Source organism: Cupriavidus sp. D384 (assembly GCF_001652915.1).
GTDB lineage: Bacteria > Pseudomonadota > Gammaproteobacteria > Burkholderiales > Burkholderiaceae > Cupriavidus.
The window spans coordinates 56,194-79,905 of the sequence record NZ_BBQI01000008.1 but is presented as its reverse complement, the minus strand read 5'-3'; the positions used below and the strand labels follow the sequence as shown (position 1 = coordinate 79,905).

Annotated in this window: 25 protein-coding genes and 1 riboswitch; of the genes, 9 read left to right on the top strand and 16 right to left on the bottom strand. The window is 64.6% G+C overall.

The features are described from left to right. Positions 1–70 precede the first annotated feature (70 nt). The 3 genes from A9J21_RS03040 (at position 71) to A9J21_RS03030 (ending at position 2,387) form a co-directional block, all read left to right on the top strand. The gene (locus tag A9J21_RS03040) at positions 71–1,102 is read left to right on the top strand and encodes a CaiB/BaiF CoA-transferase family protein (protein ID WP_066731729.1); all 1,032 of its coding nucleotides are present in this window, start codon (positions 71–73) and stop codon (positions 1,100–1,102) included. Positions 1,103–1,235: 133 nt separating this feature from the next. Beyond that, positions 1,236–1,424: a YjfB family protein gene (locus tag A9J21_RS03035; protein WP_066731727.1), complete on the top strand. Its 189-nt coding sequence runs from the start codon at positions 1,236–1,238 to the stop codon at positions 1,422–1,424. 108 nt (positions 1,425–1,532) lie between these two features. Next, positions 1,533–2,387, top strand: coding sequence for an alpha/beta fold hydrolase (locus tag A9J21_RS03030; RefSeq protein WP_231906793.1), 855 nt, complete (start codon positions 1,533–1,535; stop codon positions 2,385–2,387). Positions 2,388–2,503: 116 nt separating this feature from the next. Here the strand turns inward: A9J21_RS03030 and A9J21_RS03025 are convergent, their stop codons facing one another. The 16 genes from A9J21_RS03025 to glyA all read right to left on the bottom strand — a co-directional run bounded on the left by A9J21_RS03025 (position 2,504) and on the right by glyA (position 18,515). After that, positions 2,504–3,136 (bottom strand): riboflavin synthase, encoded by a 633-nt coding sequence (locus tag A9J21_RS03025; protein WP_066731725.1) that lies wholly within the window; start codon positions 3,134–3,136, stop codon positions 2,504–2,506. Positions 3,137–3,170: 34 nt separating this feature from the next. Further along, on the bottom strand, positions 3,171–4,292 hold the full coding sequence (gene ribD, locus A9J21_RS03020; RefSeq protein WP_066731722.1) for a bifunctional diaminohydroxyphosphoribosylaminopyrimidine deaminase/5-amino-6-(5-phosphoribosylamino)uracil reductase RibD: 1,122 nt from the start codon (positions 4,290–4,292) through the stop codon (positions 3,171–3,173). A 94-nt stretch (positions 4,293–4,386) separates the two neighbouring features. Continuing rightward, positions 4,387–4,923: a GspH/FimT family pseudopilin gene (locus tag A9J21_RS03015; RefSeq protein WP_066731720.1), complete on the bottom strand. Its 537-nt coding sequence runs from the start codon at positions 4,921–4,923 to the stop codon at positions 4,387–4,389. 4 nt (positions 4,924–4,927) lie between these two features. Next, on the bottom strand, positions 4,928–5,392 hold the full coding sequence (locus A9J21_RS03010; protein WP_066731718.1) for a type IV pilin protein: 465 nt from the start codon (positions 5,390–5,392) through the stop codon (positions 4,928–4,930). Continuing rightward, positions 5,389–7,221, bottom strand: a complete 1,833-nt coding sequence (locus A9J21_RS03005; protein WP_066731716.1) for a pilus assembly protein PilY — start codon at positions 7,219–7,221, stop codon at positions 5,389–5,391. The genes A9J21_RS03010 and A9J21_RS03005 overlap by 4 nt, the downstream gene beginning before the upstream one ends. Then, entirely contained in the window at positions 7,218–7,787 is a 570-nt protein-coding gene (locus A9J21_RS03000; protein WP_066731714.1) for a pilus assembly protein PilX, read from the bottom strand. Before A9J21_RS03000 ends, A9J21_RS03005 begins: the two co-directional genes overlap by 4 nt. Beyond that, positions 7,781–8,734 (bottom strand): PilW family protein, encoded by a 954-nt coding sequence (locus tag A9J21_RS02995; RefSeq protein ID WP_231906792.1) that lies wholly within the window; start codon positions 8,732–8,734, stop codon positions 7,781–7,783. Before A9J21_RS02995 ends, A9J21_RS03000 begins: the two co-directional genes overlap by 7 nt. Next, a complete protein-coding gene (locus A9J21_RS02990; protein WP_082926212.1) occupies positions 8,731–9,066 on the bottom strand; it encodes a hypothetical protein in 336 nt (111 codons plus the stop codon). The genes A9J21_RS02995 and A9J21_RS02990 overlap by 4 nt, the downstream gene beginning before the upstream one ends. 257 nt (positions 9,067–9,323) lie before the next feature. Next, positions 9,324–9,866, bottom strand: coding sequence for a GspH/FimT family pseudopilin (locus A9J21_RS02985; RefSeq protein ID WP_082926211.1), 543 nt, complete (start codon positions 9,864–9,866; stop codon positions 9,324–9,326). Between the two features lie 5 nt (positions 9,867–9,871). Beyond that, a complete protein-coding gene (locus tag A9J21_RS02980; protein ID WP_066731712.1) occupies positions 9,872–10,327 on the bottom strand; it encodes a type IV pilin protein in 456 nt (151 codons plus the stop codon). 14 nt (positions 10,328–10,341) lie between these two features. Continuing rightward, complete coding sequence (locus tag A9J21_RS02975; RefSeq protein ID WP_066731710.1) at positions 10,342–14,199, bottom strand: pilus assembly protein; 3,858 nt, start codon at positions 14,197–14,199, stop codon at positions 10,342–10,344. A gap of 43 nt (positions 14,200–14,242) precedes the next feature. Continuing rightward, positions 14,243–14,872, bottom strand: coding sequence for a PilX N-terminal domain-containing pilus assembly protein (locus A9J21_RS02970; protein WP_066731708.1), 630 nt, complete (start codon positions 14,870–14,872; stop codon positions 14,243–14,245). Next, positions 14,863–15,798: a PilW family protein gene (locus A9J21_RS02965; protein WP_066731706.1), complete on the bottom strand. Its 936-nt coding sequence runs from the start codon at positions 15,796–15,798 to the stop codon at positions 14,863–14,865. Before A9J21_RS02965 ends, A9J21_RS02970 begins: the two co-directional genes overlap by 10 nt. After that, complete coding sequence (gene pilV / locus A9J21_RS02960) at positions 15,798–16,415, bottom strand: type IV pilus modification protein PilV (RefSeq protein ID WP_066731704.1); 618 nt, start codon at positions 16,413–16,415, stop codon at positions 15,798–15,800. The genes A9J21_RS02965 and pilV overlap by 1 nt, the downstream gene beginning before the upstream one ends. 215 nt (positions 16,416–16,630) lie before the next feature. Further along, complete coding sequence (gene nrdR, locus A9J21_RS02955; RefSeq protein WP_029051311.1) at positions 16,631–17,098, bottom strand: transcriptional regulator NrdR; 468 nt, start codon at positions 17,096–17,098, stop codon at positions 16,631–16,633. A gap of 169 nt (positions 17,099–17,267) precedes the next feature. Beyond that, positions 17,268–18,515 carry a serine hydroxymethyltransferase gene (gene glyA, locus A9J21_RS02950; RefSeq protein WP_066731703.1) on the bottom strand — a complete coding sequence of 416 codons (1,248 nt, stop codon included), beginning with the start codon at positions 18,513–18,515 and terminating at the stop codon, positions 17,268–17,270. A 180-nt stretch (positions 18,516–18,695) separates the two neighbouring features. Then, a riboswitch (ZMP/ZTP riboswitch) is annotated at positions 18,696–18,798 on the bottom strand. Positions 18,799–18,965: 167 nt separating this feature from the next. Between glyA and ybgC the strand changes: the two genes are divergently transcribed. The 6 genes from ybgC to pal all read left to right on the top strand — a co-directional run bounded on the left by ybgC (position 18,966) and on the right by pal (position 23,699). Next, complete coding sequence (gene ybgC, locus A9J21_RS02945) at positions 18,966–19,370, top strand: tol-pal system-associated acyl-CoA thioesterase (RefSeq protein WP_066731870.1); 405 nt, start codon at positions 18,966–18,968, stop codon at positions 19,368–19,370. Next, complete coding sequence (gene tolQ, locus A9J21_RS02940) at positions 19,367–20,050, top strand: protein TolQ (protein ID WP_066731701.1); 684 nt, start codon at positions 19,367–19,369, stop codon at positions 20,048–20,050. Before ybgC ends, tolQ begins: the two co-directional genes overlap by 4 nt. Before the next feature lie 21 nt (positions 20,051–20,071). Next, a complete protein-coding gene (gene tolR / locus A9J21_RS02935) occupies positions 20,072–20,509 on the top strand; it encodes a protein TolR (RefSeq protein ID WP_066731700.1) in 438 nt (145 codons plus the stop codon). Positions 20,510–20,527: 18 nt separating this feature from the next. Continuing rightward, entirely contained in the window at positions 20,528–21,616 is a 1,089-nt protein-coding gene (gene tolA / locus A9J21_RS02930; RefSeq protein ID WP_066731698.1) for a cell envelope integrity protein TolA, read from the top strand. 212 nt (positions 21,617–21,828) lie between these two features. Beyond that, positions 21,829–23,169, top strand: coding sequence for a Tol-Pal system beta propeller repeat protein TolB (gene tolB / locus A9J21_RS02925; protein WP_066731696.1), 1,341 nt, complete (start codon positions 21,829–21,831; stop codon positions 23,167–23,169). A 20-nt stretch (positions 23,170–23,189) separates the two neighbouring features. Then, positions 23,190–23,699, top strand: coding sequence for a peptidoglycan-associated lipoprotein Pal (gene pal / locus A9J21_RS02920; RefSeq protein ID WP_197497450.1), 510 nt, complete (start codon positions 23,190–23,192; stop codon positions 23,697–23,699). The last annotated feature ends 13 nt before the right edge of the window (positions 23,700–23,712 follow it).

Below are 23,712 nucleotides of genomic sequence, written 5' to 3'. Positions count from 1 at the left end.
AAGGCGGCATATCGGAACGGTTGCGCCGCCAGACTTTGGGACGGCCGGCCAGATCAATGGGAGATATCAGATGCATCCACCACTGCAGGGCATCCGTATTGTCGAGTTCGAAGGCCTCGGTCCCGGGCCGCTGGCTGGCCGGATGCTGGCCGACATGGGCGCCGAGGTCACGGTCATCGCCAGGCGCCAGCGCACGGCCGTGGCCGACCAGCTGGGCGGCAGCAAGCCCAGTCCACTCAGGCGCGGCAAGACCATGGTGCCGCTGGACCTGAAGCAGCCGGCCGACCTGGCCGAAGCCCTGCGCCTGGTTGGCATGGCCGATGGCCTGATCGAAGGCAACCGGCCCGGCGTGATGGAGCGGCTGGGGCTGGGCCCGGCCGACTGCGCTGCCCGCAATCCCGCGCTGGTCTACGGGCGCATGACGGGCTGGGGTCAGACCGGGCCGCTGGCGCAGACCGCCGGACATGACCTGAACTACGTCGCGCTGACGGGCATGCTGTCTCTGGCGGCGCGGCCCGGGCAGGCGCCGATCACCCCGCCCACGGTGCTGGGCGACGCAGGCGGCGCGCTGGGGCTGGCCTTCGGTATGGTCTGCGCCATGCTCGACGCCCGCGCCACGGGCCGTGGCCGCGTGGTGGACGGTGCCATCGTCGACATCGTGGCGATGCTCGGCAGCATCGCCCTCTGGGTGCGCAACAACGGCCAGCTGGACGGAGACCAGCCCAGCCCGTTCCATCAGTCGCCGTTCTACGATGTCTACGCCTGCGCCGATGGCGGATTCATCACGATCGGCGCCCTGGAGCCGCAGTTCTACGCGTTGCTGCTGACGAAGCTGGGTCTGGAAGATGTCGATCCGGCAAGCCAGTATGACCACGCCGCCTGGCCCGCCCTCAAGGCGCGCTTCACGGCGTTGTTCCTGAGCCAGCCGCGCGCCCACTGGGACAGCCTGCTGGGCGGGACGGACGTGTGCTACGCGCCGGTGCTCAGTATTGCCGAGGCGGCCCGGCATCCGCACAACGTTGCGAGGGGCCTGTTCGTCGAGCGCGAGGACGGCACCCTGGATACAGCGGGTGCACCCAGGTTTCTGGCGCCCGACGCCTGAGGCCGGCGTCATGGATTAATAAAAGAGGCGATTAAAGCTCTTGATCTGGATGCCGACATTACGGGTGTGGCGTCATGGCGCAGTTGTAAGCGCCATGCGGCCGCACTCTTGATCAACTCGTCAGGTAATTCCTATGGTGACTTCTCTCGTCAGTTCGCTGGGCGCAGCCGATGCCGGCAGCGATCCGGTCGCGCTGCTGATGCTGCGCAAGACGCTGGACCTGCAGGCGCAGAGCATGACCCAGCTGCTCCAGTCGGCGCCGGCCGTCTCCGGCGCCAGCAATCCGCCGCACCTGGGCAACAACATCGACATCACGGTGTAAGTTCGGCGCGTAGTTGGCGCCGACGCAAACGGCCTCCGCTATGCTGGCTGGAGGCCGTTTGCCTTTTGATGGACGGAGAATCAAGAAAATACGTCGAGAAGGGGAATCATGCTGCGAGCCATCCGATATGCCCTGACCATGGCGGGACTCTGTCTGGCGCTGGTGGCGTCCGCGCAGGAGGTGGCGCTGGACGAAAGTATCGTCAGTGTCAGCCTGCCACGCGGCACGGAACTCAATCTCGTGGTCAGCAAGAAGCCCGGGTCGAAGCCGACGACTGCCGCCTTGCTGTTCCCCGGTTATCCCGGAGTGCTCAGGGTGGAGGTGCAGGCCGGTGGGGCGCCGGAATTCCAGCTGCGCGGGAATTTTCTGGTGCGCGCTCGCCGGCATCTGGTCAGCGACAGTGTCATGACGGTACTGGTGGATTGTCCCAAGGACCGCTGGACGAATTGCGATGACACCTACCGCGAGTCGGACCAGTATGCCGCCGATATTGGCGCGGCCATCGACAAGCTCAAGGCGGAACAAGGCGTCAGCAAGGTCTACCTGATCGGTACGAGCTACGGCACGGTATCCAGCGCATTCCTGGCCCGCAAGCTCGACGGCCGGATCGACGGCGCGGTCCATACGTCAACGTTCACCGATCCGCGCGCCGGACGGGGCCGGGGACCGGTGCACGGCCTGGCGATGTGGGATTTCGACTGGACTGCCGCGCATGTGGACCAGCTGTTCGTCCATCATCAGGATGACCCCTGCCCGCTGACCCAATATCGCACCATCGCCGCGCGTCACGGCAGCATTCCGCTGATCACGGTGCAAGGCGCGAAGGGCGTGCGTGGTGAGCCCTGCGAAGCGTTCTCGCAACACGGCTTTGCCGGTCGCGAGCGGCCCGTGATGCTGGCCATCGGCGACTGGATCGCCACGCGCAAGGTGACCGAGACGGTCGGGACGAAGGGTGACGAGTAGGCGTCGGGTGAGGCGTCGGGTGAGGCGTCGGGTGAGGCGTCGGGAGGGGGGCCGGGCAGGGTGCCCGGCGAGCGCCAGCCGGGGCGTGTGCCCGGGCTGGTCACTACGCGCGCCGTTCAGATCGCCGGCTTCGCCACCCCGTCGGACGCCGACAGCATCCGTTCCACATATCGCGCGATCAGGTCGATTTCCAGGTTCACGCGCTTGGCCGGGGCCAGTTCGTTGAGCGTGGTCACTTCCACGGTATGCGGGATCAGGTTGATCGAGAACTCGCAGCCGTCGGCCCCGTCGCTGACGCTGTTGACGGTCAGCGAGACGCCATTCACCACCACCGAGCCCTTGTACGCCAGGTAGCGGCCCAGCTCGCGCGGGGCGCGGATGCGCAGTTCGTGCGACTCGCCCACGGGGGCGAAGCGAACCACTTCACCCAGTCCATCGACATGGCCGGAGACCAGATGGCCGCCCAGGCGATCGGCCAGGCGCAGGGCCTTTTCGAGATTGACGCGGCCCGGCTGCGCCAGTCCGACGGTCTTGTCCAGCGATTCGCGCGAGACGTCCACGTCGAAGTGGCCGGCTTCCAGCGTGACCACGGTCATGCAGGCACCCTGGATGGCGATGCTGTCGCCGATGCCCACGTCGGACAGGTCCAGGCCGCCAGCCGCCACCCGCAGGCGCACGCCCGCGTTGGCATCGCCCAGCGGCGAAACGGTTTCGATGCGGCCCACGGCCGCCACAATGCCAGTAAACATGCTTGCCTCTGTCTGAATACGATGAATACGGTTGTCAGTCCTTGCTGTCGGCACGGCGGGCGATCAGGCGCAGGTCGTCGCCGATCTGCCGCACCTCGTGCCAGCGGAATTGCGCGGCGTCTTCCAGTCTGGTCAACGGGGGCAGGTTGAACATGCCTTGTGCGTCGCCAAGCAGCCGGGGCGCCATGTAGACCAGCAGTTCGTCGGCGCAGCCTTCGCGGATCAGCGATCCGTTGAGCTTGTAGCCGGCTTCCACATGCAGTTCGTTGATGCCGCGCTGGCCCAGCGCTTCGAGCATGCGGCGCAGCTCCACCTTGCCGTGCCGGTTGGGCAGCACCACGACTTCGGCGCCCCGGTCTTCCAGCGCACGCTGGCGGGCCTTGTCCTCGACGGCGCAGAACACCAGCACGGGCTTGGCGAAGTCGCCCGTGTCGCGATTCAGGATCTGCGCGTCAAGCGGTACTTCGAGCCGGGAATCGACCAGCACGCGTTGCGGCTGACGCGGGGTGTCCACGGCCCGCACGGTCAGCGCGGGGTTGTCGTCCCGTACGGTGCCGATGCCGGTCAGGATCGCGCAGGCACGGGCCCGCCAGGCGTGGCCGTCATCACGGGCAGCCTGGCTCGTGATCCACTGGCTGGTGCCGTCGTGCAAGGCGGTGCCGCCATCGAGCGACGCGGCCACCTTGACGCGCACCCACGGCCGGCCGCGCGTCATGCGCGAGATAAAGCCGATATTGAGGTCGCGTGCTTCCTTTTCGAGCAGTCCGCAGCGCACGTCGATGCCAGCGTCACGCAGGCGCTGCAGGCCACGGCCAGATACGCTCGGATTCGGGTCCTCCATGGCGGCCACCACGCGGGCGATGCGCGCGCGCACCAGCGCATCGGCACACGGCGGCGTGCGGCCAAAGTGGCTGCACGGCTCCAGCGTGACATAAGCCGTGGCACCGGCGGGGTCGTGACCACGCGCAATGGCGTCCTTCATGGCCTGGATTTCAGCGTGATCCTGGCCGGCCGGCTGTGTATAGCCCTGTCCGATGACCTGCCCGTCCTTCATCAGCACACAACCGACGCGAGGGTTTGGCGTGGTGGTGTACATGCCCCGCGCGGCGAGTGCCAGGGCCTGTGCCATGGCGGTATGGTCGGAATCGGAAAACATGGTGTGGCGAGTCGGGCCTGAAGTGGTGTGTCCGGTCAATCGAAATTCTGGGAATTCAGGATCGGCGATCCGGCCCCTGGCGCCTGCGGAATTGTCAGTCGCAATCGGCGTCGGCGCCGGGCCGGCAGATCCGGATGCGTCCCTGGGCGCCGAGCCGTACCTGGCGCTGCGCCTGGTGGCAACGCACCAGGAATGTGGCGGCCAGAAAGCCACCACGCTCAGATCGTGAGTATCCCACAGGTGTCAAGCGCAGGCTTTGGGTGGTTGCGGTGCCGGCGGTGGCGCGCAGCGTGATGCGCAGGCAGCGGTCATGCAGGGCGACCACCGAGAACGGCGGCGTCCGGTCGCCGGCAGGGGCGTCGCCCATCGCTGTCAGCTGCCAGCCGCGTGCCAGGGTATCGGCACCGTGGATCGGCTCCAGCCGCACCTCGGCACGCCTTGCCGACGCCGTGGTGCGGCCCAGGGCCAGCGACGCCGCCAGGCGATCCGCAGCGTGGCCGGCGCTATGCTCGGCGACGAGCGTGCCGATGGTGGGCCAGGCCGCCACCGCGAGCACTGCCGACACCGCCAGCGACACCAGCAGTTCGGTCAGCGTCACGCCATGGTGCTGCCACAATCTAGACCGTGCCATGGCGCTAGCACCCCGGCGGCAGGGCACGCGCACGTTCGTCCGGCGTGGGCAGATAAAGCCACTCTCCGGTGCTGCGCAGCACAACGGTCCCGCAAAGCGGGTCGCGCTTCACCGGGGCCGCGCGCACTTCCACGCAGCGCGACAGCGATATGCCTTCGCAACGGGTGGCTGTCAGCCAGTGATGCGTACGGGCAGGCGGCGGTGGTACGGCCCTGGGCCATTTGCCAGCGGGTGTCGTGTCATCGGCAGTGCTGGCGAATGTCAGGTTGATCAATGCATGGCGTTCGAGCGCGAGCATGGCCGACACCAGTTCGGCACGCGCCTGCATGCGCCAGCCGCGCTCTGTGTGACGCTGCCACGCGGGCGCGGCCAGCATCGTCAGCACGACGGCGATGATCACTACGGCCAGCAGTTCGACCAGGCTGAAACCGGCGCGCCGCGCGACACGATCAGGCAGAAGCACCGTCATTGTGGCGACCTCACCAGTTCCCGCCAGCCCAGTCGTCCGCGCCGCCGATGCCAGCGTGCCTGTTGCAATGGCGTTGCCGTATTGCCGTTCACCTGCCAGAGATCCAGTCCGAACGTGTCACGTGTCGAAGCACCGGGTGCCGCGGCGTGGCCCGTTGCGAGTGTCGATATGACGCCGATGGGTGCGGCCATGCCACCGGCCCACGGCAATCCCGTCACGGCATGGGCGGGGGCTCCATCGCTGCCCCATGTGGTGACCGACTCGCCGCTGGCAGCATCGACGAGGTAGCTGCGACGTTGTCCATCGGTATCGACGGTTGTGAAGCCGAGGTGAACCGGGCTGGCACGGTACAGCGTATCCACGCGTTCGCCGGGCCGGGGCAGCTTCAGCGTCCAGCCGTCTGCGGCCGCGCCGGCGCGGACTTGCGCCGACCGGAGTACCACGCCATCGCCGCTGGGTAAAGCCTGAATGCTGGCCGGGGCACGCGGCGCACCTGTGCGATCCGGTATCGCGGACAGTTCATTGCCGGCACCGTAGACCACCAGCGGTGCGGTGCCGGTCTGCACGACAAGCGGCGCTTCCGCGGCGTCTCCAGCCGAAGCGCGCTGCCGGTGCATGCAGGTGGGGAGCGATGCACGAGCGCCGGCAGACAAATGTTCAAGGCCAAATCGCCAAAGCCTGCCCGCCGTATCGGTGGCATAGGCCGTGTGTGCCGCGCCACTGGCCGAGCTGCGGATCGTCACGGCCAGCAGGGGGATCGACGCAGTTGTCACGTCGCAACCGGAGTCGGGCAAGGTCATGCGTGGGACGCTTGCCGTCGCAGACCAGCGCCGCGCAGAGCGATCAAGCGGCAGCAGGGCAAGCCCGGCGTGGGCGCCCGCTTCGGCGTCGGGTGCGACGATTGCCACTGCCGCCCAGCGCCGCTCGCCATGCTCTTGCCACATGGCCGCCACGACAGGGCCGCTGCCCGACAGCGGCAGCGCATGGCTGGCCTCGACTTCCCACAGCAGTTGGATCGGGGTTTCCGCATCGGGCGTCGAAACGTCGAGCACGAACACCGCCCCGGGCTGGCGTAACGACGATGTCTGTCGCGCCGGAACGCCGCACAGCAACAGCGTTCTCCACGTGCCTGAAGGGTCAGCATCGATGCTGGTGGGGCGCGGGCACGTTGCGGATGGCATCGCGCCTGCGGGATCGGTCAGGGCGGCGGCGCTGGCGAGCGCGGCACGTGGCAGGTAGCCGGCGCGCTCGCGGCCCGTCACGGCGTCGAATCCATGCAGCAACCCGTCACGTGTCCCCAGCCACACCATGGTCGGACGCCTGGCATGGCGTTGCCTGAAATCGGTATGGCCCGGTTGCATCGGCAGCCAGGCAGGCGGCGGCACCACATGCGCGCGCGCGCCGGCAGCATTGCCAAGGCGCGTGTCGCGCGGCCGCAGGGCAGGGACCCGCAAATCGCCTTGCAACCATGCCAGCCGCGCCTGACCGGACCCGGTGGGGGCGACGCCATCAAGCAATGCCCGGGCATCATCATCCATCTCGAACCAGCGTAGCCGGGCGAGTTGATGGCCGCCCAGGTAAAGCCGCCGGGCATCCAGAGCCTGCCGATCGAGTCGCTCGCTGGCTTCCCAGGGCATTTGCAGAGGCGACGGAGACAACGCGGCAGTCCGGAATGCGAGCGCATGCAGCCGGCCCGTCCAAGGATAGGCGCCGGTGGAGATCCGGTATCCCAGTGGCAACTGCCCCGGGGTTGCGAAGCTGGCCGGCATCGCACACGCCACCAGGACCCCGCCCAACAGCCAGCGTGCGACACAAGGGTGGATGCTCATGGCTGGAACTCCGTCTGCAGCAATACGCGCACGCCGGGGTCCCGCCCCACACCCAGTGCAACGATGCGCATGCGCGGCCACATGCCGGGCGCCGGCGGATCATCGCGGACCTCGATCAGGTAGCGGGGCAGTGTCGTGGCGCCGATCACGCCTGTTGGCAGCACGGGCAGTTGCGCGCCGGTGAATGTCCCCAGCGCAACGCCAAGGTCGGCGCGGGCGTCGCCCGCATTGCCGATATCGCCGTCGAGCCATGGCTGCCACACGCGGTGGTTGCCATCGGCCATGCAGATGCCGCGCTGAGGACCGTCCGCGCAGGTACCCGGCGCCGGGAGGTGGGCCACGCGTGGACTGCCGGCAGCAACGGCGGCGATCAGATCGGCTTCACCATCGAGCAGTGCTGCTTCGGCGGCGCGGAAGGCGATCTCGCGGTCGATTGGCTGGCTTGCCAGTTGCCTGCCGGCCAGCAGAAAGTGGGTGGCGGCAGCGCAGATGCCCCCCATCAGCAGCATCAGCGTGGCAATGAACGCGAGCAGCGCTGCACCTGCCTGCTGGCGATGCCTCAGCATAGCGGGGCCTCCAGGCATGGCGACGGATTGCGCAGCCGAACGGTGGTGGCGAACACCCGGCGCCGCAGGCGCGGTTGCCTGGTCGGCACGAAAACGTGGTCGTTAGCGTGGCGGTTGTCATCGGCTGGAAAGAGCGTGAGCCGCTGTGCGGACCCGGACGGGACGGTAGCCCGGTCTCCACGCACGACCATGGCGATCTGCACGGCGTGCACGCGGTGCCAGATGTCCGGGCCCTGGGTGGGCAATTCACGTGCCGGCATAAATTGGTCAATCCGGCCGTCGCCGTCGAGGTCTACGCCATAACGCAGTTGCAGTGTCTCCACGCCGCGTACCAGGGTGCCTGCCGTCAGGGTGTCCGCGAGCAGCCGGCTGCCCTGGCGGCGTGGATAGCGGCACAGCAACTGTGGCGCGCCATCGCTGGACACGCCGATGTAGAAGAAATTGGTTGACGCATGGTGGGGCAGGCTTGTCCCTTTTGTCGGGACGATGGCGACGGCCGGCAGTGCGTAGCCGCCGCAGTCGCTCATGGTGCCGTCGGGCATTGTCGGGTCGGCGGCCAGGCCGCTGCCGGACACTCGCACCAGCAAGGCGTCGCTGCCGTGCACGCCGGCGCGTGTGCATTCCATCTGCGCCTGCAAAGCCCGCTGGCGTGAAGGCAGCGCGCAGTTGTCGCGCCCTTCGATGGGGGGCACGGGTGCGGGGTGCGCGGGCGCCAGCGCGACCTGTGCGGGAATCCATCCTGCCTGCCGAATCGTGTGGGTCAGGATGGACAGCGCGCGCTGTCCCCGTTCCTCGATCAGAACGCTGTCGACCACGGTGTCGTACGCGTCGCGCATCACCTGGAAGGTGGCTAGCGCAGCCAGCGTGGCGATCAGTCCCAGCGCCATGCCCACCATCATGCTGGCGAGCGTATAGCCCCGCGCGTGCTTGAGGCGGCGGCGCATCATGGGCGCACCCAGAGGGCGATGTGCGTGACCGGCATTGCCTGGCGGGGCGAGCGGGTCATCGGATCGGGGGGAAGGCTGCCCAGCGCGATGCGGTTGCCGTGGCTGCAGCCCGTGCCGGCGGAAGCGACGTCGCACAGCGCGGCACGCGCCGCATCGCCACCGATCAGCCGCCAGGCGTCGTCACGTGCTTCGGCCTGTTCGGCCGCCAGCCGCAGCGTGACGCCTAGCCGTTCGTGCTGTCCGCCCCAGCGCAGCCACGCGCTGCCAAGCGTAGCCAGCGGTATCGCGCCCAGGCCAACGATGGTCAGGCAGACCAGCGCCTCGACCAGCACGTCACCGCTGGCCTGTCGACGGAAAGGGCCACGGGCTGGCGCAGGGCAGCGGAGCAGCTGGCAGGAGAGCCGGGTAGCGGGGGCAGCGGGCGGGGCAGGGGGACAGAAAGCCGAGGAAGGCATGGCGCATCGGTTCGACAGGAACGGATGACCACGATAGCGGCGGGAAGGGGGTTAAAACGTGTCCGGATGTGACGGGGTTGCGTCAATGTGTGTCCGAGCGGCGGTCGGAATGGGTCGATGCCACTTCGGACACTTCAGGGCATGACGCAGGTCGAGGTATCGATGTCCGGGTTGCACACGCGAGAGCGGCCGAGCAGGCTGATTTCCACGACGCGTTTCGCGGTGCCGATCGTGAATCCGACGGTCATCGCCATCTGTTTCTTGTCGCTAGTCTGCGAATAACCCACTGGCGAGAACGAAACGTACTCCGTTCCCTGCGGGGTCGAGGCCGACGTGATCGTGACATCGGTGGGCAGCTTCTCGTATTCGACAATCAGGGTGTCGTTGTTGTCGAATTCGCCGTCAGGCGTGGCGTGCTCGTTAAAGACTTGCCAGCCGTTCTGCCAGTTCCCGCCGATGGGTGCCACGGTCACGTAGGTATTGCTGGCCGCGGCAATGGTTCGCGCCCGTGTGACAGCGGAATTGAAACTGTCGGCCGCCGTCATGACACGGTTGCTTCGCATGAACGCCGACATGCTCGGGATCGCGCAGCCGGCGAGCACGATGCCAACTGCCATGGTGGTAATCAGCTCCAGCAACGTGAAGCCACCGGCGCGGCGTGGGATAGAGTTCGGCATCTCAGTCACCAGCAGTTTGCGGTTTGCGAATAGGTGGTCCCATTGGCCATGTTGTCCTTCTGGCCGTTGGTTCTCAGCACGAGCGTGCCGCACGTGGCATCGGCCCGTCGCGGAATGGCTTGCAGTTCGATGCACTGCCCGTCAGTCATGCCAGCCGTGCAGGAGATGGCACGGATGCTGTAGTTGCTGCCCGTATCATTGTCGCCCGAGAAGGTCTTGTAACCAGTCCAGATCGTCGCGTCGACACTCGACGTGTTGTACGTGTTGACCTGGGAATAGTGCCGTTCGAACAGCTGCATGTTGCCCATCAGCGCCGCCTTGGCTTCGGTGCGTCGTCCCTTCAGGATGAACTGCTGATAGGACGGATAGGCGAATGCGCTCAGGATGGCAATGATCGTGACGGTGACCATCAGTTCGGCCAGCGTGAAGCCGAGCTGGCGGCGTAGAAGGTAAGGATTCATGGCTGCCTTGCTGGTCAGTTCGCAAACTTGAAGTTCCGGATCTCGCGCCAGCTCATGCGGCCCGGCCGGCTGCCCGTGTCAACCGGCGGCATGGTGGTGGCCGCCCCGGATGTGCCAAACGAAATTACCTGGGTCCGGGTGGTCTGCTGCATGCCGCCGATCGAGTCCCGGTCACCCACCGAGACATTCGTGATGATGATCGACGGTGCGCCCAGCATGCCGGTGCTCGATTGGAAGCCGGAAATGCCGGTAGTCGGGGCTCCGGTCAGCGAGTTCAACGCATAGCTGCGGCTGCCGCCGCTGGTGCCGCAGGTGCCCGTGGCGGTATATATCGAGTTGAAGTACACGAGTCCGTTCGACACGACGGCGGCAGTGATTTGCCGTTCCGACGTATCCAGGAAGTCCATCACCCAGCCAGGCTTCCGCGGCGCGGTATATCCCGGCGCGGCCGTACTGCCAGAGTACTGGATCGATTTGCTGCTGTCGATCAGGCTAAGCGTCTGATGATTGAGTTTGCTGCGATCCGAGACGTAGTTGGTGCCGCCACCGTCGTAGATACCGTAGAAAGATTGAGTCTGGGTCGCGTTAGTATCGGCCAGTTCATAGTATTTGCCCGTGCCGAAGAGCACCATGTAGCCACCGGGTGCATACACCACCTGCGGCTGCATGGTGATCGGCTGCCGCGGCCCATTGTTCGGGGATGCTGCGACGAACATCGGCTTGCCCGGAGTGCCGCCGAAGGCGGGCAGGGCGCCGGATGCATTCCACGTCTCGGGCAAGCCGGAGAGATTGAACTTCCACAGATTGCCTTGTAGATCACCGGCATAGGCAGCCATAACTGCGCCGCTGGCCTGGTTGACCACCGCGGGCGTGCTCATGCCATTGGCGAGCGCCGTGGTGGACGGCGACGGCGTGACGATCTTCCAGTAGTTACCGTTGAGCGACCAGGTCGCGCCGGCCGCCTTGTCGAGCGACAGGATGAAGAGCACTCCCGGTGCGTTGGTGTTGGAGGAGCCATCGTCCTGGTTGGCGTTCAGGCCATTGCCTACGATGACATACCACTTGTACACCGGCACCTTGTTCGAATCGTATCCGCTCAGCAGCTTGACGATGACCGGAGTGCCCATGACGTTGCCTATGTCGGTATCGTCCTTGTCCGTGAACTCCCACAGGACATTGTTCGCATTGAAGGCGGCGCCGCTCTTCCTGCCGTCCGGATCGGTCACGTCGAGCGCGTAGACCCCTTGGGCACCGCCGCCGAAACCGCCGGCAAGCACGGTCCGCCAGGTGCTGCCGACCTGCGCTTCTGCGACGACCGGTGTGGCATCAACGTAGGCGCGATGGTTGTACGTTGTCGAGGTCAGCTGGTTGAGGTTACCGACAACCGCGTTGGGCACGTAGGCAAATACTTCGTCGCCCGTGCTGGCATTGAAACCATGCAGCATGCCGTCGTTCGCGCCAACATAGACCATCGGCGTGCGCAGCAGGTATTTTGTGTAGAAGGTGTTGTAGTCGGTGCCCGTGCGCGAAGTGGACGGTGCGCCGACGTAGACGGGGCCGGAGTTGATAATGTCGCCGAACACGCTCTTACGTCCACGGAAAATGCCGTTGTTGCTGCCCTGGTTATCAGCTTCCTGGCTGCGATCGCCGCGCAGGTAGTCTACGCGCTGCTGGCCACGTCCGTCGCTGGTGCCGGTACCGGGGTTCAGGTTCAACGCGTCCTGCTGGGGCTTGCCCAGGGTGGACCAGCCAAAAACGGTACCGGTGCCGGTTGTGGGGTTCAGCGTGAAGAGGGAGCGGGTGGCGAATGCGCGAGTCGTCAGCTTCGCACCGGCTTCCCACGCCGGGGTATTGGTGATCGAAACCGAATTGTCGGCGCCCTTGGTGAGCGGATACGCGGTAAGCTTGCCGTTCCATTGCTGGTCGAAGCCGGGCGTGTACACATTGCCGTTCTCAACGATCCGGGTGCTGCTCAGCGCCACGCCGGACAACGTGCCTGCCGAACTGGTGATCTGCGTGAAGATCTGCTTGATCGCACTGATCATCTGCGCCGGCTGGCTGGCCAGGAACCAATTCGATGGAATGTTGGAGCCGGTCGGTGCCGCCTCCCATTCCGTATTATTGGTGACCACAGTGCCGCCGGAACCCAGAGTCTTGAAGGGGTTTCCGTCCTTGTTGCCGCCGTCCACCGTCTCTTCCTTAAAGCCGCCGTACTTGGATGCCAGATAGATCTGGCTTTGGCGCTGCGTGCTGCCTACCGTGCCGTTGCCGTTTTCGTTCACGTCGATGCCGAACGTTGTCACACGAGCGTCGGGCATGGTCGGACGGAACGCGGACGAGTGTGCCCAGTAGGCTACGCCCGCCATGTAATAGGACGACCAGTTAGAAGTGGGGTGGTTTTTGGTCCCGAGATTGGTGAACGACGAATCGAGCGGGCTCGCGTTGCCGGCGGCCGGCGTGTTAGTTTCCAGTGCACCCACCTTGTTGGTCCACTCGACTACGTTGAATTTGCTCCAGGAATCGGTGGAGCGCGCCGGGTCGCCCTGATTCGAAATGGAATTGCCCGGAATATAGTGGTCTTGGTGGGTGTTGATGTCACCAATGGTCAGCACATAGTTGCGCTGGCAGCTGTTCAGCAGCGGGTCGCTCCACGACTTGTAGTAGGCGAAGTTGTCCGCGTAGGCGGTCGAAACGTTCTGGATCGCTTCGGGCGTCGGGCCATCAGGGTGGTTCTGCAGATAGCGGATGCTCTCGTAGTACAACTCGCTCAGCGGGTCATACTGCTTGTAGTTGCCGGCCGGGTTGTCCGTAGGCTTGCCCAGGTCTGTGACCAGCGTACGCCCGAACTTGTTCAGGTAGTTGATCACGCCGCTGTTGCCCGAGGCGTCGCTGAGCGGGTTGGTGACCAGCACACCGTAGGAATCCCATTCCTTGTTCGGATTGGTGATGGTGTTCAGCGAGGTATTCACCGCATTGTCGCCAAGGTACTTCATCGGCGCACGGAGCACGCCGCCGTAGCGCTCGTTCTGCGCGTTGCTGGTGTTGTTCGTCGGATCGTTCAGGTAGCCGAAAGCAGCGAAGCGAACACGGTCGGCGTTGCGCTGCATCTGGCCCACGGGCTTGTAGTTCGTGCCATCGTAGCTATAGCAGAGGTCGCTGCGGGTGGCGGCTTCACTGCTGTCGCAAACCTGCACCTGTACGCGGTATCCCCGCCGTTCGGTGACGGTCCCGTTCTTACTGACGTCGGCGTACTTGCCCAGGCTGGAGCAGCTCGCCTTGGAGTCGTCGGCATCCGAAAAAAAGATGTGGTTGCCGCAGGAGGCCATGTACAGCGTGCTGTAGCTGAAGGGTGTTACCTTGTTTGGCGCGCTGGTCGTACCATTGCCGTTGATGCTCTTAAGCGGAAAGTAACTGCCGCTCTTGAAGAAGTCGGCACGCAGCAGCGCGCGCTGCAGAACGGTCTGTGTGCGGGTGTCGATGACGCGGTCACCGCCGGTCATAGCCAGGCGCAGTTCGTCGATTGCCGATGCCGATGCCCAGTTCATGAAGTTGCCGCTGAACGCACTCGAGCACTCGTGCGCACTTGTGGCGTCGCCGGAGATTTTGAAGTAGCCGTTCGTGGAATCGTACGTATAGCACTTCGCGTTGTTGAAGTACCCAAGGTAGCCCTGCGACTTGTCGTAGGTGCCCCGGTATGCAGCGCCGGTTGTCGGAAATTCCACCGACAGCGTCAGCATCAGGTTCGGGTGAATGTTCTGCGACTGGCCATAGAGCGGAGTGCTCGAGATGGAGACCGTCGGAACGGTCGCGGCAGACAGAAGCGTGCACCACAGCATGGCGCACGCGGCAAACAGGCGGTATTGGATCTTCATGAATGCGTTCCCGGATGGAGGGGGGGCAGACAAGGGTTCGGAATCAGGAGTCGGCCTTCCGGAAGACCGATTGGACGATCGCGCGCGTGGTGTCGTTCGGGCCAAAGCCGATGGCCGTGATGCGGTACTTGTAGCGCGGCGGGGCGGAGTCGCTTGCCACCGAGCCGTTGGCGTTGTCCCGCAGGATCTCGATGAGATACCTGGGCTTGCGGGCGGGGGTCAGTCCTGAGCCGGTCGGGAACGAGCGGCCCGTAAACGTGCCGTACTCCACGGTCTTGTTGCCGTTCGCAGCCGTCCAGTTGATGGTGTCCCAGACCGGGGCGCCAGCGCCGTCGCTGGTGTCACACAGGCCAAGGAACGCCGAAGGCATGGTGGTGCCCGTGTTGCAGTCGCCTGCGAGAAAGCCGGCGTTGCTGGTTGGCACGAAAATGCTCGAACGCTTGGCTGCTTCCGAGATGTCGATCTCGGCGTCGTAGAGCGCCGCTTCCGCCGCCTGGTAGGCAATTTCGAAGTCGCGCTGATTGCGGGTGGAACGCTTGGTGTCAAGTGCGATTCGGGCCCCGCCCAGCGCCAGCAGGGTGATGACGAGGAGCATGATCACTGCGGTGATCAGCGCGATACCGCTGGCATGCTGGGAGCGGCGGACCCGATGTGATTGGGCTGTCAAGAGCATGACGGATCTCCGCAAGTCTGATAGTTCCGAATCTGGATGGTCGCGTAGTACAGTTTGCGCGCCGACTTGATGTCGACGGTTGGGGTGTAGGTGCCGTTGTCCCCGGTGTAGAGCGGGCCGAACAGCGAGATCGCGGCCGGCGTGCCGGCATCCGCGCTGGCGGAATCGGCGCGGACGATCAAAGCGATCTTGACGGTCTTGACGTTGAGCCAGTCGTCGCTGTTCATGGTCGACGCCGTAGCGTACTTGTCCGGCACGTCGTCGGCATTGGTGCTGATCCCGTAAAGCAACTGCATGTTCTCGACGCCGGGAACCAGTTCCTGTGTGTGGAAAACGGTCGTACTTTCCTGTCCGCTGGCAGTGCGTTCGCGGTACTTGCACATCAAGGATGGCTTGCCATTGGCACCGGTGCCGACGAACAGGATCGACAGGCCCCGCTGCGCAGCGGCATTGTCGATGCCTGTGGGCCCGGCAACGCCTTGCCCCGAGCAGTCGACCACCGATTCATCGGGCAGGGTGACGTCGGCTTGCTGGCCAACGCCGAAGTAGCGAATCAGCACGGTGTCGCTTGCATTGATGGCGGTGCCGGCGCCGCAGGCCAGCGTTTCGCTGTCGTTCGGGTTCGAGCAGCTGTCCAGCCCGCCAATCATTGGTTCTGACACCCACATCATGCCGCCGTTGTTCGGGAGGGCTGGCACATAGGCGGTCTGGCGCATGAGCCGCATCATCACGGACAGCGCGAAGTTGCCCCGTTCTTCCAGGTTGGCGTTGTCGTTGATCGTCTCGTAGCTGCTTCGGCTCATCATGTAGAACGAGATGCCGGCCATCAGCACTAGCAGGCTGATTACGAGCGTCACCATCAGTTCGACCAGGGTGAAGCCCTTGCTGCGACGAATCTGAAGGCGTTGGGGAGTCTGGTGTGTCATCAATTGGCGACTCCTGGCATGACCACTACGACGATCTGGACTCCCGCCGAATTGTTGACCTTGTTGCCGTCCGGCGTGCCGGTGTCGCCGTCGTCGTTGAACCGCGAAAGCCAGCCGATCTTGACCACCAGCGGCGTGTCCTTCAGTGATCCTGTTGCACCTGCCACGGCATTGCAGTTCCACTCGTAGCCAGCGCCAGGCGTGAACGTATTTGCGTCGCGGCAGATGACTGCGCGACCGTTCGGCAGACTGCTGGCGACCCTGCGCGACCATTCGGCGATATCGAAAGCCGCCGACATGACGCCGCAGTTTGCCTGGGTATCCGTGCAGGGGGTCATGTACAGATTGGCAGCGTCCGAAATCTGCGGAATGCCAAGTTGCGTGTCGAAGTTGTCGAATGCGCCAGCGTTTATCTGCGCGTAGTTGGCGCGCATGCGGTCCGCAATGTCATTGGCCAGTTGCAGCGCCACGACATCATAGGAAGATTGCTGCGCGAATCGGAATGACTTGATCAGCAGATTGGCCACGCCAAGCACGCCAAAGGCGAGCACGACAATGGCAACCAATGCTTCAAGCATGGTGAAGCCGGCTGCCTCCCGGCAGCGTGATTGACCCATTTGTGACTCCCGTCCAAAAAAACGACAGTTCTTTTTGTTCTTTGCGCGGCGCGCTGGAATTCTGTTGCGTCCGGACCTCTGCTGGGCCCGGTTCCGCGTGGCGGCACTGCCATGTTGCAGTGCTTGTTTCTATGCGATTTAAACGCACGCTCGTCCGCCTGCCTCCTTACCCGAAGGAGGTCAGTGCAGATTAGACAGCTTTTTTAGGGAAGTGGCTACCCCTTTCGTGGGGTAGGGGTCGAAAACTCGTCCAGTACGTCGCGGAATTCAGACACATCTTCGAAGCTTCGATAAACGGAAGCAAAGCGGATATAGGCGATCTTGTCGAGCTTGCGCAATTCGCGCATGACCAGTTCGCCCACCTGGCTGCTCGGGATTTCCTTCTCGCCCAGCGCCAGCAGCTTTTCCTCGATGCGGAGGATGGCTTCGTCGATGGCCTCGGCCGATACCGGCCGCTTGCGCAGGGCCAGCCGCATCGAATCCTTGAGCTTGGCCCTGGAGTAGTCCACGCGCGAGCCGTTCTTCTTCACGATGGCCGGAAAGAAGAGTTCGATGCGCTCGTAAGTGGTGAAACGGCGGTCGCAGGCCTCGCAACGCCGGCGGCGGCGCACGGCTTCGCCGTCCTCGGAGACGCGACTGTCAAGGACCTGGGTATTGGAATGACCGCAGAAGGGGCATTTCATGCCTGACCACCTGAAGAAATATGCCAGCCCGCATTTTGCATCTTTGAGTTCTGTTGCGGGGTTGTGGCGGGTCAACCGGCGCCGCCGACCAGGGGAGGGCGGCGCCGTTGGTGCGTACTAACTATAGATACGCTTCAGATCGCGCGGGGCGATCCATCCATCCGTCCGATCAGCCGTAGACCGGGAAGCGGCGCGTCAGCGCTGCCACCTGCTCGCGAACCTTGGCGATGTTGGCTTCGTCGTGCGGGTTGTCCAGCACGTCGGCGATCAGGTTGGCCACCTGGCGGGCTTCCTCTTCCTTGAAGCCGCGCGTGGTCATGGCCGGCGAGCCCAGGCGGACGCCCGAGGTCACGAACGGCTTTTCCGGATCGTTCGGGATGGCGTTCTTGTTCACCGTGATATGCGCGTCGCCCAGGATCTTCTCGGCTTCCTTGCCGGTGATCTGCTTGGCGCGCAGGTCCACCAGCATCACGTGGCTTTCCGTCTTGCCCGACACGATGCGCAGGCCGCGCGAGATCAGCGTCTCGGCCAGCACGGCGGCGTTCTTCACCACTTGCTGCTGGTATTCCTTGAATTCCGGCTGCAGCGCTTCCTTGAACGCCACGGCCTTGCCGGCGATCACGTGCATCAGCGGACCACCCTGGATACCCGGGAAGATGGCCGAGTTGATGGCCTTCTCGTGCTCGGCCTTCATCAGGATCACACCACCGCGCGGGCCACGCAGGCTCTTGTGGGTGGTGGTGGTCACGAAGTCGGCGTGCGGCACGGGGTTCGGGTACACGCCGGCGGCGATCAGGCCGGCGTAGTGGGCCATGTCCACCATGAAGTAGGCGCCCACTGCCTTGGCAACCTTGGCGATGCGTTCGAAGTCGATGCGCAGCGCGAAAGCCGAGGCGCCGGCGATGATCATCTTCGGCTTGGTTTCGTGGGCCTTCTTTTCCAGCGCGTCGTAGTCGATGTCTTCCTGGGCGTTCAGGCCGTAGCTGACGACGTTGAACCACTTGCCGCTCATGTTCAGCGCCATGCCATGGGTCAGGTGACCGCCTTCGGCCAGGCTCATGCCCATGATGGTGTCGCCCGGCTTGAGCATGGCGAAGAACACGCCCTGGTTGGCCTGCGAGCCCGAGTTCGGCTGCACGTTGGCGGCGTCGGCGCCAAACAGCTGCTTCACACGGTCGATGGCCAGCTGCTCCACCACGTCGACGTACTCGCAGCCGCCGTAGTAGCGCTTGCCGGGATAGCCTTCGGCGTACTTGTTGGTCAGTTGCGAACCCTGGGCGGCCATCACTGCCGGCGAGGTGTAGTTCTCGGAGGCGATCAGCTCGATATGATCTTCCTGGCGCTGATTCTCCTTCTGGATCGCGGCGAAGACTTCGGGGTCGATCTGTTCGATCGTGAAACGGCTGCGTTCAAACATGGCGTGACTCGTCTGTAAAAAGGAAAGCGGACGGCAATATCGATAGGAACATCGGTTGCAAGTCGGCGCTATCGTATTAAAGCGGGAATTACTTCGCGGATAGGGCGCGCGGGAAGGCACTGGCGTCCAGCGCCGGGCTGCCGAATGCGGCGGACCGGCACAGGGCGCACCCTGCTTCCCATTCGCTGCCCAGGCGAGCGGCAGGCGCTTTTTACTTCACGCCCAAAGAACTTGCGCTTCCTCGTGGTAGTACCCACTGACTTCGCCAGTCGCGCAAGATGGAATGGTTGCGGCAGAGTTTATGCGAACGCGTCGCTGGCCGCAACCCGGCGGCGGCCCGGCCGGAGCGCACGCCGCCTGCGCCGTCAAGGGCTTGTGGTCCATGGCTCGCAACTTGCTGTTGCAAAGTCGCATACGGGTTAACCAGTGCGCTCCGTTACAATGCGGCCCATGCCAAATTTCGTGTGGCCGCTGCGCGTGTACTGGGAAGACACGGACGCAGGCGGCGTGGTGTTCTACGCCAACTATCTCAAGTTCTTCGAGCGGGCCCGCACCGAATGGCTGCGCTCGCTCGGCATCGAACAACAGGCCCTTGCCGATACATCTGGCGTGGTCTTCGTCGTACGCAGTACCGCTGTGGAATACAATGCGCCCGCCCGGCTGGATGACCAGCTGGAAATCCGTACGCATATCGAACGGGTCGGGCCTGCATCGGTCCAATTCGCCCAGGAAGCCTGGCGCGGGGACCTGCTGCTGGCCAGCGGCAAGATCCGTGTGGGATGTGTCGATAAAGGCACGTTCCGTCCGGCCCCGATTCCTGCTCCTGTTCTCGCTACTATTAAAAACGCTCGATGAATCCGGTGACCGTCACACAAGACCTGTCGATCATTTCGCTGGTCCTTCACGCCAGCCTGCTGGCACAGGCCGTCATGGCGCTGCTGCTGGTGATGTCCCTGTTCTCGTGGACCTATATCTTCCGCAAGCATCTGGCGTTGCGCTCGGCGCGCACCCAGACGGAAGGCTTCGAGCGGGATTTCTGGGCCGGCGGCGACCTGCAGGCGCTCTATAACAGTGCCGTGAACAACCGCCATAACACTGGCGCGCTGGAACGGATCTTCGAATCGGGCATGGGCGAGTTCCTGAAGGCCCGCGAGCGCAGCAACGACGCCGGCGCACTGCTGGACGCCGCCCGCCGTGCCATGCGCGCCGCTTACCAGCGCGAGATGGATGTGCTGGAATCGCACCTGCCGTTCCTGGCGTCGGTGGGTTCGGTCAGCCCTTACATCGGCCTGTTCGGCACTGTATGGGGGATCATGAACGCGTTCCGCGGCCTGTCAAATGTGCAGCAAGCGACACTCGCGTCGGTCGCCCCCGGCATTGCCGAAGCGCTGGTCGCCACCGCGATCGGCCTGTTCGCCGCCATTCCGGCCGTGATTGCCTACAACCGCTATGCCACGGAGATTGATCGCCTGGCCATCCGGTTTGAAAGCTTCATGGAAGAATTTCTGAACATCCTGCAACGCCAGACGCGTTAAACAGACAGGGGAGCATCAGCCATGGCAGCCATCCAGCGCCGCGGCGGTTCGCGCCGCCGGGCCAGCGCCGAGATCAACGTCGTGCCGTATATCGACGTGATGCTCGTGCTGCTCGTCATCTTCATGGTCGCGGCACCTATCGTGAGCCCGGCGGTGGTGGACCTGCCGTCGGTGGCCAACGCCACGCCGCAGCAGCAAACGCCGCCGATCATCGTCACCGTGCATGAGGACGGCCAGCTGACCGCGCGCGGCAAGGACAGTTCGGGCGGAACGTTCGAGCGCAAGCTCGACAAGCGCGGTCTGACCGATTTCGTGCGTCAGCGCCAGAACGAGAATCCGGACCAGCCAGTGGTGATTGCTGCCGCCAAGACGGTCAAGTATGAAGCCGTACTGGACGTGATGTCAGAGCTCAAGGCCGATGGCGTGAAGCGCGTCGGCCTGATGGTCAAGTCCAAGTAAGCGATATCGCGTCTCAAAGTGGCCAGCCTCTCGTCACGTCATCCGCAGCAAGGGCCTTCGCGCGCGAAGGCCGCCGCCTATCCGTATCAGCCGGTCAAGGAACGCGGCACGATGCGGTCGTTCCTGCTCGCGCTGCTGATGCACCTGTTGCTTGGCATCGTGCTGTACTACGGCGTGCATTGGCAGAGCAGCACGCCTGTGGGCGCCGAGGCCGAGCTTTGGGAGGAGGTTCCCGACGTTACCCCCCCGCCGCCGCCGCGCCCGGTGGAGCAGCCGGTGCCGACGCCGCCGCAGCCGGCCGTGCGCAGCAAGGTCGAGGAAGCGGCCGATATTGCGCTGGAGCAGAAGAAGCGCAAGCAGGCTGAGGAAGCCGCCGCACGCGAGGAAGCCGCGCGCCGCGAACGCGAGCGCAAGGACCAGGAACAGAAGGAAGCCCAGCGCAAGGAAGAGCAGCGCCAGCAGCAGCTCGATGCGCAGCGCAAGGAAGACGCGAAGAAGAAGGCTGACAAGGACAAGGCTGACAAGGCAGCGCAGGAAAAGGCCGCCGAGATCGCCCGCGAGAAGGAAAAGGAAAAGGCCGAGCAGCAGCGCAAGGAAGCCGACGCGAAGGCCAAGTCCGAGGCCGACAAGCAGGCCAAGGCCAAGGCGGACGCCGACAAGCAGGCGAAGGCCAAGGCGGATGCCGATGCCAAGGCCAAGCGCGAAGCCGCGGCCAACGCGCAGCGCAAGAGCGAACTGGCGCGCCTGCAGGCGCTGGCCGGCGGCGGCAGCGCGTCGTCGAGCGGCGGTGGCATCGGCAATGCCGCAGGTTCGGGCGCCGGTTCGGGCGGCAAGGCGTCGCCGGGCTATTCCGAACGCGTGCGCCGCAAGGTGAAGCCGAACATCATCTTCAACGGCACCGTGGACGGCAACCCTTCGGCCGTGGTGGCAGTCCGCCTGGCCCCGGACGGCTCGATCCTGTCCAAGCGGCTGGCCAAGTCCAGCGGCGACGCCGACTGGGATAATGCCGTGATACGCGCCGTGGAGCGTTCGGACCCGCTGCCAACTGACGAGGGTGGCAAGGCCCCGTCGTTTGAATTCACCATCACGTTCCGCCCCAAGGATTGACCGGCTAAGGGTCGAGAGCGCCATGATTTGCAACATAATGCAACCTTCATCGTTGGCCGCCAGTCCCATCGCTACCATGAACGGTTGCCTGACGCGGCCGGCAGTGTGCAAGACGTACACGCACGGAGCATGCGCCAAGCTGCATGCCGTTCCTGTGCCTGACTTGCTGTGCCCGCCGTACCGATGAATCCCAAAATCGACTGAGGAGCAGCATGCGAAAGCTTTGGGTCCCTAACTGGCTGTCCCGGCGCCAGACCACCAAGATCACCCGCGACCAGGGCCGCCACGCGCTGATGGCCTGGCTGGCGGTGGCGCTGATGTCGGCCGGCGCGGCGCACGCGCAACTGAACGTGGAAATCACCGGCGTGGGTTCGAACCAGTTCCCGGTGGCAACTGCCAATTTCCAGGGCGAAGGCCAGGGCGCGCAGAACCTGACCGCCGTCATCCGTTCCGACCTGACCAACAGCGGCCGATTCCGCAATATCGATCCGGCCGGTGCCACCGTCGCCGAATCCGCCCAGGTGGACCTGGGCAGCTGGAAGGCCAAGGGCGCCGACGCCTTCGTGGCCGGCAGCGTGACGCCCTCCGGCAATGGCCAGTACGAGGTGCGTTTCCGCCTGTACGACACGGTCAAGGGCCAGAGCCTGGGTGGCCTGGCGTTCAACGTCAGCCAGAGCCAGCTGCGCGTGACCGCGCACAAGATCGCCGACTACATCTACGAGAAGCTGCTGGGCGAGCGCGGCGTATTTGCCACGCGCCTGTCGTACGTGTCGAAGGTGGGCAGCCGCTACCAGCTGCTGATTTCGGATTCGGACGGCCAGAACGCCCAGGTGGCGCTGTCCAGCAGCGAGCCGATCATCTCGCCGTCGTGGTCGCCCGATGGCCGCCGCGTGGCCTATGTCTCGTTCGAGGCCAAGAAGCCGGTGGTGTACGTGCACGACCTGGCAACGGGCAAGCGCACGCTGGTGTCGAACCAGAAGGGCAACAACAGCGCGCCGTCGTGGTCGCCTGACGGCCAGCGCCTGGCCGTGGCGCTCTCGCGCGATGGCAACACGCAGGTCTATCTGGTCAACGCCGACGGTTCCGGCCTGCGCCGCATCTCGCGCAGCAGCGCGATCGACACCGAGCCGCAGTTCTCGCCGGACGGCCGCAGCATCTATTTCACCAGCGATCGCGGCGGTGCGCCGCAGATCTACCGTATGCCGGCCTCTGGCGAGGAATCCGGCGCAGCACAACGCGTGACCTTCAAGGGCAACTACAACGTCAGTCCGCGCATTTCGCCGGACGGCAAGTACCTGGCCTACATCTCGCGTTCGGGCGGCTTCCGCCTGCAGCTGCAGGACCTGTCCAACGGTGACGTGACTTCTCTTACGGATACGTCCAACGACGAAGCCCCGAGCTTTGCCGCCAATGGCAAATACATCCTGTATGCCACCCGCGTGGGCGGCCGCTCGGTACTGGCGGCAGTCTCCACGGACGGCCGAACGAAACAGGTTCTGTCACTCCAGTCCGGCGAGGTTCGCGAGCCGTCCTGGGGTCCTTTCATGCAGTAGAAAAAGAGGAGTCTCTCGCCATGTCCCAAATGATGACCAAATCGCTTGCCCTGGCTGCTCTGCTGGCCCTGGGCGCCTGCTCTTCCGGCGTGAAGCTGGACGATGCATCGAAGTCGGGTGCCAACCAGGGCGGTGCCCAGACCGATCCGCGCGCCGTGGCCCCGGTGGTTGCCGCCGACCCGCTGAACGACCCGAACAGCCCGCTGGCCAAGCGTAGCGTGTACTTCGACTTCGACAGCTACTCGGTCAAGTCGGAATACCAGGGCACGCTGCAAACGCACGCGCAGTACCTGAGCGCCAACAAGGGCCGCAAGATCCTGATCCAGGGCAACACCGACGAACGCGGTACCAGCGAGTACAACCTGGCCCTGGGCCAGAAGCGTGCCGAGGCCGTGCGTCGCTCGATGTCGTCGCTGGGCGTGCCCGAGTCGCAGATGGAAGCTGTGAGCCTGGGCAAGGAAAAGCCGAAGGCTACCGGCCACGACGAAGCCTCGTGGGCTGAAAACCGTCGCGCCGACATCGTCTACTGATCCACGGAATAAT

What these genes read in the sequence shown, in the direction of transcription:
- A9J21_RS03040 (WP_066731729.1), top strand. Translation starts at nt 71, where the DNA reads ATGCATCCACCACTGCAGGGCATCCGTATTGTCGAGTTCGAAGGCCTC.
- A9J21_RS03035 (WP_066731727.1), top strand. Translation starts at nt 1,236, where the DNA reads ATGGTGACTTCTCTCGTCAGTTCGCTGGGCGCAGCCGATGCCGGCAGC.
- A9J21_RS03030 (WP_231906793.1), top strand. Translation starts at nt 1,533, where the DNA reads ATGCTGCGAGCCATCCGATATGCCCTGACCATGGCGGGACTCTGTCTG.
- A9J21_RS03025 (WP_066731725.1), bottom strand. Translation starts at nt 3,136, where the DNA reads ATGTTTACTGGCATTGTGGCGGCCGTGGGCCGCATCGAAACCGTTTCG.
- ribD (WP_066731722.1), bottom strand. Translation starts at nt 4,292, where the DNA reads ATGTTTTCCGATTCCGACCATACCGCCATGGCACAGGCCCTGGCACTC.
- A9J21_RS03015 (WP_066731720.1), bottom strand. Translation starts at nt 4,923, where the DNA reads ATGGCACGGTCTAGATTGTGGCAGCACCATGGCGTGACGCTGACCGAA.
- A9J21_RS03010 (WP_066731718.1), bottom strand. Translation starts at nt 5,392, where the DNA reads ATGACGGTGCTTCTGCCTGATCGTGTCGCGCGGCGCGCCGGTTTCAGC.
- A9J21_RS03005 (WP_066731716.1), bottom strand. Translation starts at nt 7,221, where the DNA reads ATGAGCATCCACCCTTGTGTCGCACGCTGGCTGTTGGGCGGGGTCCTG.
- A9J21_RS03000 (WP_066731714.1), bottom strand. Translation starts at nt 7,787, where the DNA reads ATGCTGAGGCATCGCCAGCAGGCAGGTGCAGCGCTGCTCGCGTTCATT.
- A9J21_RS02995 (WP_231906792.1), bottom strand. Translation starts at nt 8,734, where the DNA reads ATGATGCGCCGCCGCCTCAAGCACGCGCGGGGCTATACGCTCGCCAGC.
- A9J21_RS02985 (WP_082926211.1), bottom strand. Translation starts at nt 9,866, where the DNA reads ATGCCGAACTCTATCCCACGCCGCGCCGGTGGCTTCACGTTGCTGGAG.
- A9J21_RS02980 (WP_066731712.1), bottom strand. Translation starts at nt 10,327, where the DNA reads ATGAATCCTTACCTTCTACGCCGCCAGCTCGGCTTCACGCTGGCCGAA.
- A9J21_RS02975 (WP_066731710.1), bottom strand. Translation starts at nt 14,199, where the DNA reads ATGAAGATCCAATACCGCCTGTTTGCCGCGTGCGCCATGCTGTGGTGC.
- A9J21_RS02970 (WP_066731708.1), bottom strand. Translation starts at nt 14,872, where the DNA reads ATGCTCTTGACAGCCCAATCACATCGGGTCCGCCGCTCCCAGCATGCC.
- A9J21_RS02965 (WP_066731706.1), bottom strand. Translation starts at nt 15,798, where the DNA reads ATGACACACCAGACTCCCCAACGCCTTCAGATTCGTCGCAGCAAGGGC.
- pilV (WP_066731704.1), bottom strand. Translation starts at nt 16,415, where the DNA reads ATGGGTCAATCACGCTGCCGGGAGGCAGCCGGCTTCACCATGCTTGAA.
- nrdR (WP_029051311.1), bottom strand. Translation starts at nt 17,098, where the DNA reads ATGAAATGCCCCTTCTGCGGTCATTCCAATACCCAGGTCCTTGACAGT.
- glyA (WP_066731703.1), bottom strand. Translation starts at nt 18,515, where the DNA reads ATGTTTGAACGCAGCCGTTTCACGATCGAACAGATCGACCCCGAAGTC.
- ybgC (WP_066731870.1), top strand. Translation starts at nt 18,966, where the DNA reads ATGCCAAATTTCGTGTGGCCGCTGCGCGTGTACTGGGAAGACACGGAC.
- tolQ (WP_066731701.1), top strand. Translation starts at nt 19,367, where the DNA reads ATGAATCCGGTGACCGTCACACAAGACCTGTCGATCATTTCGCTGGTC.
- tolR (WP_066731700.1), top strand. Translation starts at nt 20,072, where the DNA reads ATGGCAGCCATCCAGCGCCGCGGCGGTTCGCGCCGCCGGGCCAGCGCC.
- tolB (WP_066731696.1), top strand. Translation starts at nt 21,829, where the DNA reads ATGCGAAAGCTTTGGGTCCCTAACTGGCTGTCCCGGCGCCAGACCACC.
- pal (WP_197497450.1), top strand. Translation starts at nt 23,190, where the DNA reads ATGTCCCAAATGATGACCAAATCGCTTGCCCTGGCTGCTCTGCTGGCC.